16 protein-coding genes are annotated in these 14,475 nt (G+C 65.1%); 4 read left to right on the top strand and 12 right to left on the bottom strand.

Translation table 11 applies throughout. The annotated features are described in order from the left end of the window. Positions 1-13: 13 nt before the first annotated feature. The 3 genes from Q4G24_RS01155 to Q4G24_RS01145 are packed head-to-tail and all read left to right on the top strand — an operon-like array spanning position 14 to position 2,225. On the top strand, positions 14-955 hold the full coding sequence (locus Q4G24_RS01155) for a sulfurtransferase (RefSeq protein WP_303364661.1): 942 nt from the start codon (positions 14-16) through the stop codon (positions 953-955). After that, entirely contained in the window at positions 952-2,058 is a 1,107-nt protein-coding gene (locus tag Q4G24_RS01150; protein ID WP_303364660.1) for a YeeE/YedE family protein, read from the top strand. Before Q4G24_RS01155 ends, Q4G24_RS01150 begins: the two co-directional genes overlap by 4 nt. A gap of 2 nt (positions 2,059-2,060) precedes the next feature. Then, positions 2,061-2,225: a hypothetical protein gene (locus tag Q4G24_RS01145; RefSeq protein WP_303364659.1), complete on the top strand. Its 165-nt coding sequence runs from the start codon at positions 2,061-2,063 to the stop codon at positions 2,223-2,225. On the opposite strand, the gene Q4G24_RS01140 is transcribed toward Q4G24_RS01145, so the two are convergent. Beyond that, a complete protein-coding gene (locus Q4G24_RS01140; RefSeq protein ID WP_303364658.1) occupies positions 2,226-3,158 on the bottom strand; it encodes a pirin family protein in 933 nt (310 codons plus the stop codon). A gap of 150 nt (positions 3,159-3,308) precedes the next feature. Between Q4G24_RS01140 and Q4G24_RS01135 the strand changes: the two genes are divergently transcribed. After that, on the top strand, positions 3,309-4,820 hold the full coding sequence (locus tag Q4G24_RS01135) for a VOC family protein (protein ID WP_303364657.1): 1,512 nt from the start codon (positions 3,309-3,311) through the stop codon (positions 4,818-4,820). A gap of 21 nt (positions 4,821-4,841) precedes the next feature. Here the strand turns inward: Q4G24_RS01135 and recO are convergent, their stop codons facing one another. The 11 genes from recO to Q4G24_RS01080 all read right to left on the bottom strand — a co-directional run bounded on the left by recO (position 4,842) and on the right by Q4G24_RS01080 (position 14,372). Next, entirely contained in the window at positions 4,842-5,552 is a 711-nt protein-coding gene (gene recO / locus Q4G24_RS01130; protein ID WP_303364656.1) for a DNA repair protein RecO, read from the bottom strand. Beyond that, on the bottom strand, positions 5,552-5,866 hold the full coding sequence (locus Q4G24_RS01125) for a DUF1491 family protein (protein WP_303364655.1): 315 nt from the start codon (positions 5,864-5,866) through the stop codon (positions 5,552-5,554). The genes recO and Q4G24_RS01125 overlap by 1 nt, the downstream gene beginning before the upstream one ends. Before the next feature lie 2 nt (positions 5,867-5,868). After that, positions 5,869-6,777 carry a GTPase Era gene (gene era, locus Q4G24_RS01120; RefSeq protein WP_303364654.1) on the bottom strand — a complete coding sequence of 303 codons (909 nt, stop codon included), beginning with the start codon at positions 6,775-6,777 and terminating at the stop codon, positions 5,869-5,871. A 10-nt stretch (positions 6,778-6,787) separates the two neighbouring features. Continuing rightward, positions 6,788-7,471, bottom strand: coding sequence for a ribonuclease III (rnc, locus tag Q4G24_RS01115; RefSeq protein WP_303364653.1), 684 nt, complete (start codon positions 7,469-7,471; stop codon positions 6,788-6,790). Continuing rightward, positions 7,468-8,253: a signal peptidase I gene (gene lepB, locus Q4G24_RS01110; protein WP_303364652.1), complete on the bottom strand. Its 786-nt coding sequence runs from the start codon at positions 8,251-8,253 to the stop codon at positions 7,468-7,470. Before lepB ends, rnc begins: the two co-directional genes overlap by 4 nt. Before the next feature lie 28 nt (positions 8,254-8,281). Next, complete coding sequence (acpS, locus tag Q4G24_RS01105) at positions 8,282-8,701, bottom strand: holo-ACP synthase (RefSeq protein ID WP_303364651.1); 420 nt, start codon at positions 8,699-8,701, stop codon at positions 8,282-8,284. After that, the gene (locus Q4G24_RS01100; protein WP_303364650.1) at positions 8,698-9,165 is read right to left on the bottom strand and encodes a hypothetical protein; all 468 of its coding nucleotides are present in this window, start codon (positions 9,163-9,165) and stop codon (positions 8,698-8,700) included. The genes acpS and Q4G24_RS01100 overlap by 4 nt, the downstream gene beginning before the upstream one ends. Next, positions 9,162-9,893, bottom strand: a complete 732-nt coding sequence (locus Q4G24_RS01095; protein WP_303364649.1) for a pyridoxine 5'-phosphate synthase — start codon at positions 9,891-9,893, stop codon at positions 9,162-9,164. The genes Q4G24_RS01100 and Q4G24_RS01095 overlap by 4 nt, the downstream gene beginning before the upstream one ends. Before the next feature lie 23 nt (positions 9,894-9,916). Then, positions 9,917-10,744 (bottom strand): 4-(cytidine 5'-diphospho)-2-C-methyl-D-erythritol kinase, encoded by an 828-nt coding sequence (locus Q4G24_RS01090; RefSeq protein ID WP_303364648.1) that lies wholly within the window; start codon positions 10,742-10,744, stop codon positions 9,917-9,919. After that, positions 10,731-12,602, bottom strand: a complete 1,872-nt coding sequence (locus tag Q4G24_RS01085; protein ID WP_303364647.1) for a tetratricopeptide repeat protein — start codon at positions 12,600-12,602, stop codon at positions 10,731-10,733. Before Q4G24_RS01085 ends, Q4G24_RS01090 begins: the two co-directional genes overlap by 14 nt. Before the next feature lie 114 nt (positions 12,603-12,716). Further along, a complete protein-coding gene (locus tag Q4G24_RS01080) occupies positions 12,717-14,372 on the bottom strand; it encodes an electron transfer flavoprotein-ubiquinone oxidoreductase (protein WP_303364646.1) in 1,656 nt (551 codons plus the stop codon). Between the last annotated feature and the right edge of the window lie 103 nt (positions 14,373-14,475).

The following is a 14,475-nucleotide window of genomic DNA, read 5'->3' as shown; positions in this document are numbered from 1 at the left end:
CCCGGAGTTCCCTATGTTCCGCCCCCTCTTTACCCTGCTGCTGGTTCTCGCCGCAGCCCTCGGGCTACGCGCCGAAGCGCAGAGCTTTGGCCCCCTTGTCACCCCGGCCGAACTGGCCATGCGTCAGGATGAAATCAAGCCGACCCTGCTGGACATCCGCGGCGAAGGTTACGACAAATCCCATATCCCCGGCGCGATTTCTGCGCCTTACGGGTTGTTCCGCGGCCCGGCGAACAACCCCGGCGCGGTGCCTGCGGCGGATCAGTTGCAGGCCACCTACCGCAGCCTTGGGCTGGAACTGAGCACCCCCATCGTGGTGGTCTCTGAAGGCAATGACGACACCGATTTCGGTGCCGCCGCACGGGTTTACTGGACGCTGAAATCCTCGGGCTTTACCACGCTGTCGGTGCTGAATGGTGGCCAGATTGCATGGGAAGCGGCGGGCTTTCCGACTGATAACACGGTGGTGACGCCCGCACCCTCTGACGTCAGCATCAGCTTTTCTGACCGCTGGCTGGCCGATACCGCCGAGGTCGAGCGGCTGTCTCAGGAACGGGGACAGGCGCTGTTGGTTGATGCCCGCCCGGAAGGATTCTTTAACGGTCAGCAACAGCACACTGCTGCGGCCCGTCCCGGCACTCTGCCCGGCGCGGTCAGTCTGCCTTATACCGATTTCTTCGCGCAGGGCCGCGCAACCGTGAACCCGCAGGCCGATGCAGGCGCGATCCGGCAGGCGCTTGGGTTGCAACCCGGTCAAACCGAAGAAATCGTATCCTTTTGCAACACCGGCCATTGGGCGGCGACAAACTGGTTCGTGATGTCCGAACTGGCCGGGCTGCCGGATGTGAAGCTCTATCCCGGTTCGATGGTCGAATATTCGCAGACCGGGCAGCCCATGGATCACACACCGGGGCTGTTCCAGAACGCCCTGCGCCAATTGGGAGGCGGGAAATGAGCGCCGCCGCCCGCCCCGCACCCGCCATGCTGACCCGCCCCACGCTGATCGGCGGCGCGCTGGTCGCCGTTCTGGCCGTCGCCCTGCTGGTCGGGGTCAGATACGGGCTGATGCTGGCGATCGGCCTTGGCCTTGGCATCACGCTGGAGGGGCTGCGCTTTGGTTTTGCCGGGCCGTGGCGGGCGATGATCCTGCGGCGCGAACCTGCCGGGCTGCTGGCGCAATTGCTGGCTATTGGCGTGGTGGCTTGTGTCGCGCTGCCGCTGATCCAGTCGCACCCGGATGAGATCATGGGCGCGCAAGGCCGCATCGGTTACGCAATGATCGGGGGCGCTTTTGTCTTTGGCGCAGCAATGCAGGTGGTGCTTGGCTGCGGCTCGGGAACGCTGGTAAACGCGGGATCGGGCAACCCGGTCGGGCTGCTGGCACTGCCGTTCTTTGCCATCGGTTCATTCCTTGGCGCATACAGCCTGATCTGGTGGACCGAGCTTGGCGCGCTGCCGCCGCTGGTCCTGTCGGGCAGCGGCGGGCTGGCGATCACGCTGGCAGGACTGGCGGCGGTTGCGGTGCTGCTGCTGGCGCTGGCCGCGCCGGGCAGTCGGCGTATTCCGGGCCGCCTGCTGCTGGCCGCCGGGCTGATGGCGGGCTTTGCGATCCTGAACCTGATCGTTGCAGGCCAGCCTTGGGGCGTGGTCTATGGCCTTGGCCTGTGGGTCGCCAAGGCGGCAACGGCCATGGGCGCGGACCTGTCCGGTTCCGCCTTTTGGGCCGCACCGGGGACGCAGGCGATCATCAACGCCAATGTGCTGACCGATTACACCTCGCTGACCAATTTCGGCCTGCTGGCGGGGGCCTTCATCGTCGCCACATGGCGCGGACTGAACCAACCCCTGCCGCGCCTGCCTGCACGAGCATGGCTGGCGGTGGTGATTGCCGGGCTGGCGCTTGGCTATTCCTCGCGCCTTGCCTTTGGCTGCAATGTGGGGGCGTTCTTTTCCGGTATTTCCACCGGCAGCCTGCATGGCTGGGTCTGGTTCGCCGCCGCCTTTGCCGGGTCATTCGTGGGCATCCGCCTGCGCCGTATCAGCGGGTTGGAGGGCTGAACATGACACGCAAACCTATCGCCATTCTGGCGCTTGCGCTGATCCTGACGGTGATCGGGCTGGACAGCCTGCGCCACCCCGCCAACCCCTACCTTGCCCCCGCCGCCTTTGCGCTGGGGTCCGGGCAGGTCGCAACCGGAGGCTTCTGCGGCGCGTTACCCGGCTAATCAAGGCAGCGGGATAAACTCGTCCCGGTCATTCGGGGGCAGGTCGAATTGGCCCTGCCCCCATTTCGCGGCCCGCCATTCCTCACGCGCGGCCTCGATCCTTTCGCGGGATGAGGCAACGAAGTTCCACCAGACATAGCGCGGCCCGTTCAGCGTCGCCCCGCCAAGCGCCATCAGCCGCGCACCTTGCGGGCCTGCGGCGACGGTGATCTTGTCGCCCGGACGAAACACCATCATGCGCCCGGCCTCAAAGGTCTGGCCAGTAATCGTCACGCTGCCTTCGGTGACATAAATGCCGCGATCCTCGTGGTCATCGGGCAAGGGGAAACGCGCCCCGGCCTGCAACACCACATCCAGATAGAAGGTTTCGGAATACAGCGTCGCCGGGGCCTTTTCGCCATAGGCATTGCCAAGGATCAGCCGCGCGGTGATGCCTTCGGCCTGTAATTCGGGCAGGGTTTCCTTGCCGTGATGCTCGAAAATCGGGGCCATATCCTCATGCGTTTCAGGCAGAGCGATCCAGGTCTGGATGCCGTAAAGGCTGCTTGGCCCGCTGCGCCCTTCTGCGCTGGTGCGTTCGGAATGGGTGACGCCCTTGCCCGCGACCATCCAGTTCACCGCACCGGGCAGAATCACCTGATCGGTGCCGATACTGTCGCGGTGGTGAAAATCGCCGCGATACAGATAGGTCACGGTGCCAAGCCCGATATGCGGATGCGGACGGATGTCGATGCCCTTGCCGGTCAGGAACTCGGCCGGGCCAGCCTGATCGAAAAAGATGAACGGCCCGACCATCTGGCGCTGCGGCGCGGGAAGGGCGCGTTTGACCTCGAATCCGCCAAGATCGCGCGCGCGGGGGATGATAACCGTCTCGATGGCGTCCTCTCCGATCTGGTCGGGATCGCCGGGGGTCAGTGCGGGGTTCCAGCTCATGTCGTTTCTCCTTTGCCGTTCAGCTAGGCGCAACCAGCGACCCGAACAAGTGCCAAGGCGTTCGCTTTTTCAGAACGCTACATCCGAAAGCGCCTGCTGGACAGGCCCATGAAAAGCCCCCATCTGATCCACAAAGGAAAGGGGGCCACCATGACAACCGGCATCCATCATATCACCGCCATCACCCGGAACGTGCAGAAAAACGTCGATTTCTGGATGGGGTTCCTGGGGCTGCATCTGGTCAAGCAAACCGCCGGGTTCGAGGATGGCGCGCAATTGCATCTGTTCTATGGCGACGCAGAGGGCCGCCCCGGCACGCTGGTCAGTTTTCTGGTCTGGCAGGACGGGGCTTCGGGCCGCGTAGGGCTTGGGCAGGTGTCCGAGATCAGCCTGACCGTGCCGCAAGAGACGATCGGCGACTGGCTGTCCCGCGCCCTGAGTGCCGGGGTGCCGGTTCAGGGTCCGGCGCGGGAAGCGGGCGAAACCGTGCTGCGGTTGAAAGACCCTGACGGAATCACTGTCCGGCTGGTCGGCGCTGACGGGCCAATGCGGATTCACTCGGCCACGCTGCTGACCGACCGCCCGGATGAAACGGCGGCTTTCGTGACACGGTTTGGCTATCGCCGGGCCGGGCAGGATGGGCCGGTGATGCGGCTGGAAAGCGATACGGATGCGGTGCTGATCCGGGCGGCGGCGGGCTATGTCCCCGGCGTTCCCGGCACCGGAATCGTCGATCATGTCGCCTTTCGCGCGCCCGATTTGGATGCGCTGCGGGCGATGCGGCTGGCGCTGAAGGACCATGACGGCGTGACCCATGTGCATGACCGCAAATATTTCACCTCGCTTTATGTGCGCGAGCCGGGCGGGGTGCTGATCGAATATGCCACCGACGCGCCCGGCATGGGTGTGGACGAGGCACCGGGCCATTTGGGCGAAACCCTGATGATCCCGCCCCATGACGCCGCCCGCGCCGATGATCTGCGCGTGCAACTGCCACAATTTGCCCGACCGGGCGAGGAAAGGATGCCGATGCGAGACCTGCCCTTTATCCACCGTTTCCACACGCCTGCCGATCCTGACGGCAGCACGATTGTCTTGCTGCATGGCACCGGCGGGGACGAAACCGACCTGATGCCGCTGGCCGCGCGGATCAACCCGCGGGCGGTTCTGCTGGGGTTGCGCGGGCGCTCGACCGAGGAGGGGATCAACCGCTGGTTCCGCCGCTTTGACGCCGTGACCTATGATCAGGCCGACATCCGCGCGGAATCCGAGGCGTTCGCGGCTTTTGTCAAAGGGGCGGTCAGCGCCTATGGGCTGGACGCGGGGCGCATCAGCTTTCTGGGTTATTCCAACGGCGCAAACCTGCTGGCGGCGGCGATGCGGCTGCACCCCGGCCTGATCCACCGCGCGATTTTGCTGCGGGCGGTCGAGGCGCTTGAGGCCGCGCCTGCGGTTGATCTGACAGGGGCGCAGGTGCTGATGCTGAACGGCCAGAACGATCCCTTTGCCCGAATGGCCGCACCGCTGGAAAACGCGCTGCGGGCTGGCGGGGCCGCGCTTGATGCCCGCACCATTGCCGCAGGGCATGAGCTGAACGGGCAGGATCTGACCATCGCGCAGGACTGGCTGCACGGGCAGGATGCCTCCGGCGGGGATATTTAGGGACAAAAGATGGTTTGGGCCTTAGCCATCAGGCCCAAGCCGCATAACCAGCCGGGCGCGGGCGGCGGGCAACGGTTTCCCGACCATCGCCGCCAGCCGGGTTTCCAGAAAATGCCCGGTCAGCGCCAAGCCCTGCGCCAACCCGCCGTTGCCCTGTCCGCCCAGCATCGGCGGCAGCGGCAGCAGGCGCGGCGCCCAGTCGCCCGCCGCTGCGGCACTGACGGCGCGGCCCGTGCGGGGGCTGACATAGGCCAGCCCTTGCCGCGCCCCGGTCACGGCGCAGGCGCTCAGATCGAGACCAAGGCCAAGATCCTCCAGCAGCGCAAGCTCCCAGCGCAGATAAGCGTCGCGCCAGTCTTCGCCCGCATCTGCGGCATCAAGCAGGGCCTCGGTCCGGTCGGTCAGGGCAGGATGCGGGTCGGCTTCGGGCAGAGCGTAAAGCAGCAGGGCGCAGACCGCATTCAGCGCCGCCAGCGCATCGCCATCGGCCAGAATTGCGGCACGGGGGCGCAGGGGTTCGGCGGCAAAGGTGCCAAGCTGGCCCTCAACCCGCGCCCGCCAGTGCAGGGACAGCACATGGCCCGGCTGCATCATCGCCGCGCGTTTGCCCGATGCACCACCCGGCACAATCCCCGCCAGAAGCCCCTGATCGCGGGTCAGCACGCGCAGGATTACCGCATGTTCGCCATGCCGGGCGCGGCCAAGCACCGTTCCCTGCCCGCGCCAGTCCATCAGATCAGATAGGCCGAAGGGTCTGCCTCGACCTCGATCAGCCACAGGTCAGGGTCAAAGCTGCGCTGACGGGCGGCGGCGGCCTCGATCTCGGCGCGAGGGCCTTCCTGCGTTATGCGCCAGACCTGCGCATCGGTATCCATGTCATATTCCCGCACCCAAAGCGCCGCCGAGCCATCGCGGCGGTCGTGGATCAGCAGTACCGACCCCGCCGTATCGTCACCGCGCCGGACCACATAGGCCCCGACCGCATCCGCATCCAGCCGATGCAGCAGGGCCGAAACCCAGATGCCGGTGGCCAGCCGCGTGGCCATGGTCAATCGCCGTCGCGGAAATCGAGACCGATATTCTCGAACCGTTCGGCCTCGTTCTGCCAGTTCTCACGGACACTGACGGTCAGGAACAGGTGGACGGGGCGGCCCAGAAACTCGGCCAGTTCGACGCGGGCGGCCTGACCGATGGCTTTCACCGTCTCGCCCTTATGACCAAGGACGATGCCCTTGTGACCGGGGCGGCTGACAAAAATCACCTGTTCGATCCGGGCGGAACCGTCGGGGCGGTCTTCCCAGTTTTCGGTTTCGACGGTCAGTTGATAGGGGATTTCCTCGTGCAAACGCAGCAGGGCCTTTTCACGGGTGATTTCCGCCGCGATCTGGCGCATAGGCAGATCCGCGATCTGATCTTCGGGATAAAGCCACGGGCCGGGCGGCACCGCCTGCGCCAGCCAGTCGCGCAAATCGTCGCAGCCATAGCCCTTTTCGGCCGAGATCATAAAGGTTTGCACAAAGGGATAGGCGGCGTTCATCTGTTTGGACAGGGCCAGCAGATCCGGGGCCTGAACCCGGTCGATCTTGTTGATCGCCAGCGCCACGGGGCGTTCGCCCGCACGTTCGCGCAGGGCGTTGATGATCGCGGCGACACCATCGGTCAGCCCGCGATGCGCCTCGATCAGCAGCACGACGACATCGGCATCGGCGGCACCGCCCCATGCGGCGGCGACCATCGAGCGGTCCAGACGGCGGCGCGGGCGGAAAATGCCGGGCGTATCGACAAAAACAAGCTGACTGTCGCCCGCCATCGCAATGCCGCGGATACGGGCGCGGGTGGTCTGGACCTTATGGGTCACGATGCTGACCTTGGCCCCGACCATATGGTTCAGCAGGGTGGATTTCCCGGCATTAGGTTCCCCGATCAGGGCGACAAATCCGGCGCGGGTCTCAGTCATTCTGTCACCTTCATTCTGTCACCTTGTCCAGCATGGCGCGGGCAGCGGCCTGTTCCACGCCCCGCTTGGTTCCCGAGCCGCTGGCCGAGGCGCTTTGCCCATCCGCCAGCCGCACGGTGATTTCAAAGACCGGCGCGTGGTCCGGTCCGCTGCGGCCTGTCACCTCATAACGCGGCGGGGCCATGCCCTGCGCCTGCGCCCATTCTTGCAGAGCGGTCTTGGCGTCGCGGGCGTCTTGTTCCACACTGTCCAGCCGGTCGCCCCACAGGTTCAGCACCACCGCCCGCGCCACCGCAAAGCCCGCATCCAGATAGATCGCGGCCAGAACCGCCTCCATTGCGTCGGCCAGCAGGGCGTCCTTACGACGCCCGCCCGACAGCATTTCTGAACGGCCCAGTTTCAGCACATCGCCAAGGCCGATTTCCCGCGCGACGGCAGCGCAGGTCTCGCCCCGGACCAGCGCGTTATAGCGCGGCGCAAGCTGGCCTTCGCTGGCCTGCCGGTCAGCGGCGAACAATGCTTCGGCCATCACCAGACCAAGCACACGGTCGCCTAAAAACTCCAGCCGCTGATTATCGGGCCGGGTCGGCGTGGCGATGGAACCATGGGTCAGCGCCCGCAGCAGCAGCTCAGGCCGGGCGAAATCATGCCCAAGGCGGCGCTGAAACGCCGCGATGTCCGCCCCGATCTTCAATGCACCGCCTTGAAAAAGCGGTCGCCGCGCCATGTCCAGAAATACAGCAGGGACGCGCCGGCCGAAGAAAAGATGATCCGGTCGGCCCGCCCGATCAGGTATTTCGCCGGGACAAAGCCCACGCCCCCTGCCTGCGGCGCAAAGCGCGAATCCATCGAATTATCGCGGTTATCGCCAACGAAGAAATACTGGCCCTCGGGGACGGTGAACTCGGGCGTGTTGTCGGATACCCAATCGTCGGTGATGTTCAGCACGTCATGGCTGCGGCCGTTGGGCAGGGTTTCGGTAAAGCGCGGCACCTCGCACACACCGCCCGGCTGCGGGTTATTGGCACAGCGCGGCCATTCGCCGCCGGGGCCTTGCTGCTCGAACGGTTCGGTAAAGATGCCGTCCGGGGTCTGCGGAGCCTCAGCCCCGTTGATCCACAGCACGCCATCGCGCATCTGGATCCGGTCGCCGGGCAGGCCGACCACACGCTTGATGAAATCGACACCCTGCACCGGATGGCGGAACACCACCACATCGCCCCGTTCAGGTTCCGAGCCAAGGATGCGGTCCGGGATCGGGCAGACGCTGAACGGGCAGGAGACCGCACCATAACCATAGGCCATCTTGTTCACGAACAGAAAATCCCCGACCAGCAGCGTGTCTTTCATGCTGCCCGAGGGAATCCAGAACGGCTGAAAGAACAGCGTACGGAACAGCCCGGCAATGACCAGCGCCCAGAAAACAGTCTTGATCGTTTCCCAGATGCCTTCTTTCTTTTTGGTCTTGCTGGCCATAGCGGTTCCTTTGCTGCGATTGCGGGCTTCATGGTCCCGCGTGGGGGTCGGTGTCAAGCTGCGCGTCGATCACGACGAAAGCCTGCGCCCAGGGGTGATCGTCGGTCAGCGTCACATGCACCACCGCGCGATGTCCGGGCGGGGTCATTTGCGCCAAGCGCTGCGCGGCCCATCCGGTCAGCGCCATGACCGGCTGACCCGTTTCCAGATTGCTGACCGCCATATCACGCCACGCAATACCCATGCGCAGCCCGGTGCCGAGCGCCTTGCTGCACGCTTCTTTCGCAGCCCAGCGTTTCGCCAGCGTCGCGGCCTCATGCGCACGGGACCGGGCGCGGGCCAACTCGTTATCGGTAAAGACGCGGTTGCGAAAGCGGTCGCCGTGGCGGTCCAGCACATCCGCAATACGGTCAATATTGCACAGGTCCGAGCCGATACCGAGGATCACGGGACCAGCCTTGCGCTGATGTCACTGTTCATCGGGATGGTCACGGTCAGGGTTCGGGAAAAGCCGTCTGCCACCACGCCATCGGTGGAATCCTCGGGCAAGGCCACGGGAATCACCAGTTTTAGCCCGGTTGCCGGATCATAGCTGGCCTTGCGCCCGGCGAAATCCATGCGGAAGAACCCCGAGGGCCAGCCGCCTTCGGGCGCGACTACCGCCGAGACTACCCGACACCGCCGCATTTGCCGCAGATCAAAGGGCGGCGACAGGATCAGCAGATGTTCCGCCGCCAGCGCCGGTTCGCCCACATCCAGCAGCGCCACCCGCACCGCACCATTGGCAAAGGTGTCGGTGTTGTCCTCCCACGGTTCAGCGATATTTTCCGCCGCCGCCCATTCTCCGCAAGGCCCCACCGATTGCGCCGCCGCCGGGCCAGTCAGCGCAGCCAGAATTGCCAGCCATTTCACCGCGCTGTCTCCATGCAGCGCCGCATTTCGCGGATCGCTTCGGGCAGGCCGGTAAAGATCGCCTCTCCGATCAGGAAATGACCGATATTCAGTTCTGCCAGTTGCGGGATGGCCGCGACAGGGCCGACGTTATCATAGGTCAGACCGTGGCCTGCGTGGACCTCCAGCCCCAGACTGTCGGCCAGCGCGGCACCGGCTTGCAGCGCGGCCAGTTCCGCCGCGACGCCCTCCGTGTCGCCCGCAATGCCAAGGTCGCAATAATGGCCGGTGTGCAGCTCTACCACGGCCGCACCGATGCGAGCGGCAGCCTGAATCTGCGCGGGTTCATGGCCGATGAACAGCGACACCCGGCAACCGGCCTCGCGCAGCGGCGCGATGAAATCGGCCAGCCGCGCTTCGTCACCGGCGACGTTCAGCCCGCCTTCGGTCGTGCGCTCCTCGCGCCGCTCGGGGACGATGCAGACGGCATGGGGGCGGTGACGCAGGGCGATGGCCTGCATCTCATCGGTCGCCGCCATTTCAAGGTTCAGCGGCAGGCGCAGGTTCGCCATCAGCGCGTCTATATCCGCGTCCGAGATATGCCGTCGATCCTCGCGCAGATGGGCGGTAATACCATCGGCACCCGCCTCTTCGGCCAATTGCGCGGCACGCAAAGGATCAGGCCAAGGCGCCCCCCGCGCGTTACGGATCGTCGCCACATGGTCGATATTCACCCCGAGTCGCAGCATCTTACGCCCTTTCCGTTACGCGGTCAGACTAGCCCCTCAGCGGGGTTTGCGCCAGTTGCGATGCGTGTCGCCTGCACCCACCAGCCGGGATGCGCCTGCGCAATGGCACGCCCCGCTGCCGCACAGGCGGCATCGTCCAGAAACAGCCCGAAACAGGTCGCCCCCGACCCCGACATCCGCGCCAGATCCGCCCCCTGCCCACGCAAGGCCGCCAGCACCGCGCCAACCTCTGGCACCAGCGTCAACGCGGGCGGTTCCAGATCATTACGGCAGGCGCGAGCATAGGCAATCAGCACCGGCCCGTCCCAAGCGGCAGGCAGCGCGGGCATCGGTGGATTATCACGGCTTTTCAGCGCCTTGAAAACAGCCGGGGTGGACACCCCCACGCCGGGATTAACCAACAGCATCGGCAGTGCGGGCATGTTAGGCAGCGCCTCCAGCACCTCGCCCACGCCGCGCATCCGGGCGGGGATCGAGGCCACACAGACCGGCACATCCGCACCCAGCGTCAGCGCATCCGGTCCCGTATAGCCCAAGCCCCGCAGCACCGCCGCCGCATCAGCCGAGCCACCGCCGATCCCCGAGGCCACCGGCAGCCGCTTGTCCAGCGTGATCGCACGTTCCGCCCCCGTCAGCGCCAGCGCCCGCAGGCACAAATTGCCCGGCCCGGCGTCCAGCCCGGCGGCAAAGGGGCCGGTGATCGTCAGCCCCGCCCCCGGTCTCAGCGTCAGCACATCGCCATATTCCGCAAAGACCACCAGCGAATCCAGCAGGTGATAACCATCCGCCCGCTGTCCGGTGACATGCAGTGTCAGGTTGATCTTGGCGCGGGCAGTTTCAGTTACCACCATTCGGCGCAGACTCTGGCTGACTATGGAACAGATCAACGGCATTATGAACCCGGTCCGGCCCGCCGCCATTCGCGGCCTCATCGGCCAGCACCGCATCAAGTCCGCGATCCAGCTTGTCGCGGATACGCACAGCTTCGGCTTCGGTCTCGGGGTTCAGCGACAAGGCACGGCGCCATTGCACCACGGCCTCGCGCTTACGGCCAACCATCCAGTAAATATCGCCCATATGATCATTCACCAGCGGGTCGGCAGCCATCAGCGTCACCGCGCGTTCCATCGGCGCAACGGCCTCGTCATAGCGGCCCAGCCGGTAATAGGCCCATGCCAGCGAATCGAGAATATAGCCATCATCAGGCCGCGCATCGACCGCACGCTTGATGAAATCCAGCGCCTCATCCAGATTTTCGTTCCGGTCGATCCAACTGTAACCCAGATAGTTCAGGATCTGCGGGTGATCGGGCTGCAATTCCAACGCCGCCCGCATATCGCGTTCCGCCGCCGGGAAACGGCCCGCGCGTTCTTCGGCAATGCCGCGGGCGTAAAGCGGGAACCAGCGGTCCTGACGATCAGCGGGCAGCAGCTCCAGCGACTTATCATAGGCGGTGATCGCCTCATCATATTTCTTTTGCGCCCGCAGGATGTCGCCAAAGTTGATCCATGCGGCAGCCATTTCGGGATGCGTTTCGGCCAGCGCACGCGCGGCACCTTCGGCGTCATCCATCCGGCCCGCATTGGTCAGCGCGTCGATCCGGGCCATTTCAGCAATCGGGCGCACCTCGCCCTGCTGACGCAGCACCGCATATTCCGCCTCGGCCAGATCGAATTGACCCGCCGCCTGCAAAAGCTGCGCGGTCACGATACGGGCATCGCCAAGCTCGGGCGACAGCCAGACCGCCAGCCGCGCATGGATCAGCGCCAGAGGGTCCGGGGCCTCGCTGTCGGCCAGAACCGAGGCAAAGGTCAGAAACACCTGTGCGATCCCGTCCTGCGCGGTCCGCACCACGGTGAAGGGGATGGTTTCACCCGCTTGCAACCGGGTTTTCATCGTCTCCAACTGAGGTTCGGCATCCGCGCCGGGCAGGTTGTCCAGCAGATTGACCGCATCAGCATCCCGATCAAGCTGCGACAGAATCTGCGCACGCGCCGTGATGGACAGCAGGTTCGCACCGACCGAAGACTCTGACAGCAGCGCCTCGGCACCCTCATAATCACCCACCAGTGCGGCAATCAGGGCAAGCTGGTAATCCGCCATCCCCCGCGCGCCCGAGATACGGCCCAGACTGCGGAATTGCTCATTCGCATCGCTGGCGCGACCGGCCCCGAACTCGGCCCAGGCGCGGATCATGCCATCCATCAGCTCCTGAGGCTGTGGCCGCCGCGGCAGCGGACCAAGCGCGTCGATCAGCGCCTGCCAGTCGCCTGCCTTGGCCAGCCCGGCCCGCTGAATCAGCTTCGACAGCTCGGATGCCTGATCGTCATTGGCCATTTGCCCGGCCAGAGCCACTGCCTGATCCATATTCCCAAGCGACACCAGCGCCACAAGCGCACTGTCGCGCAGGAAAACATCTGACGGATCGGCTTGCATCGCAGCCTGAAACCAGCGCGCGGCCTCGGTGAAATTGGCGTCGGATGCGGCCTGACGCGCGGCCAGATAGGGACCGGCGAGTTTCGTCATCGGCACAAAGGCAGGCAGCGGCTCCGCCACAGGTTCCGCCCTGGGTTCCGCCGCGCTGCGCGAGGGCGTCAGGTGGTCCGGGCGCGGCACCGGGGGCGTATCGTCAACCGGCTGGCCTTGTTGCGACAGCGCGGGACCAGCCATCAGGGCCAGCACCACAAATGCGGTCAGAGTGCGGTTCACGTTTGCGCCTTCCTGCCTGTAACCTTTGGACCAAAGCGGCCAATTCGCCTAACCCTAATGGCAGGCGGGCGCGGGGGCAACGCCACCCGCGCCCGCCGTTTCACATCTGCGCGATCACATATTCGGGTAATTCGGCCCATCGCCCCCCTGCGGCGTGGTCCAGTTGATGTTCTGCAACGGGTCTTTGATGTCGCAGGTCTTGCAATGCACGCAGTTCTGGAAGTTGATGACAAAGCGCGGCTGGTCGCCGTCGCGCACCACCTCATAGACACCCGCCGGACAATAACGCTGCGCCGGTTCATCATATTCGGGCAGGTTGACGCGGATCGGCAGGTCGGGATCGGCCAGTTTCAAGTGGCAGGGCTGGCTTTCCTCGTGGTTGGTAAAGCTGAACGACACATTGGTCAGCCGGTCAAAGGACAGCTTGCCATCCGGTTTGGGATAGGCGATCGGCGCGAAATCCTTGGCCTTGCCGGTTGCCTGCGCGTCAGTTTTGCCGTGTTTCAGCGTGCCGAACAGGTTGAACTTCAGCAGGTTGGCGACCCACATATCGAACCCGCCCAGCGCCAGCCCGCCGACCAGACCAAAACGCGACCACAGCGGCTTGACGTTGCGCACGGGTTTCAGGTCACGCGCAATCGGGCCAGAGCGCAGGTCATCCTCATAGGCGGTCAGCTCGTCCCCTTCGCGGCCCTCGGCAATAGCGGCGGCAGCGGCCTCGGCGGCGGCGATGCCGGACAGCATGGCGTTATGGTTGCCCTTGATGCGCGGCACGTTCACCAGTCCGGCGCTGCACCCCAGCAACACCCCGCCGGGGAAGGCCACTTTCGGGATCGACTGCCAGCCGCCTTCGCTGATCGCGCGGGCGCCATAGGCGATGCGCTTGCCCCCTTCCAGCAGCTCCGCGACCAGCGGATGATGCTTCCAGCGCTGGAACTCCATATAGGGGAACAGATGCGGGTTCTGATAATTCAGGTGAACCACGAAACCGACCAGAACCGTGCGTTCGTCCAAGTGATAGATGAACCCGCCGCCGCCCGCGTTCTTGCCAAGCGGCCAGCCCATCGTATGCGTCACGGTGCCGGGATTGACCTTTGCCGGGTCCACCTCCCAGATTTCCTTCATGCCAAGGCCGAACTTTTGCGGCTCATGCCCCGCCGACAGGTCGAAATGCGCCATCACCTGCTTGGACAGGCTGCCACGCACACCTTCGGCCAGCATCACATATTTGCCGCGCAGCTCCATGCCGGGTTCGTAAGCCTCGCCGATGCTGCCGTCAGCCTCGCGCCCGAACTCGCCCGCGACGACACCGGCCACACGGTTGCCGTCCCACACAAGCTGACTTGCGGCCATGCCGGGGAAAATCTCGACCTCCAGCGCCTCGGCCTGTTCGGCCAGCCAGCGACAGACGTTGCCCATGCTGACCACATATTTGCCATGATTCGACATCAGGGGCGGCATCGGCCAGTTGGGGACGCGAACCTGCCCGCCCTCACCCAACACATAGAAATTGTCGCGGTGAACCTCGGTCTCCACCGGCGCACCCTTTTCGCGCCAGTCGGGGATCAGCTTGTCCAGCCCCACCGGGTCCAGAACCGCGCCGGACAGGATATGCGCCCCGACCTCGGACCCCTTTTCCAGCACCACCACCGACAATTCCGGGTTGATCTGCTTTAACCGGATCGCCGCCGACAGCCCGGCAGGACCGCCCCCGACGATCACGACATCATATTCCATCGCCTCGCGTTCGATCTGGCTTTCGTCGGTCATGGCTGTGGCCTCCCTCGCTGCGACCCGTTTGCGTAAGCGTTAGCCTGAAAATCCCGCTGGCACAATTGTGACGCCACGGGCGCAACTGGCGGGAAACAGCCGC

The sequence above is a fragment of the Paracoccus sp. (in: a-proteobacteria) genome (assembly GCF_030538695.1).
Taxonomy (GTDB): Bacteria; Pseudomonadota; Alphaproteobacteria; order Rhodobacterales; family Rhodobacteraceae; genus Paracoccus.
Note: the sequence above shows the minus strand (reverse complement) of the source record. Positions and strands in the feature narration are given on the sequence as shown.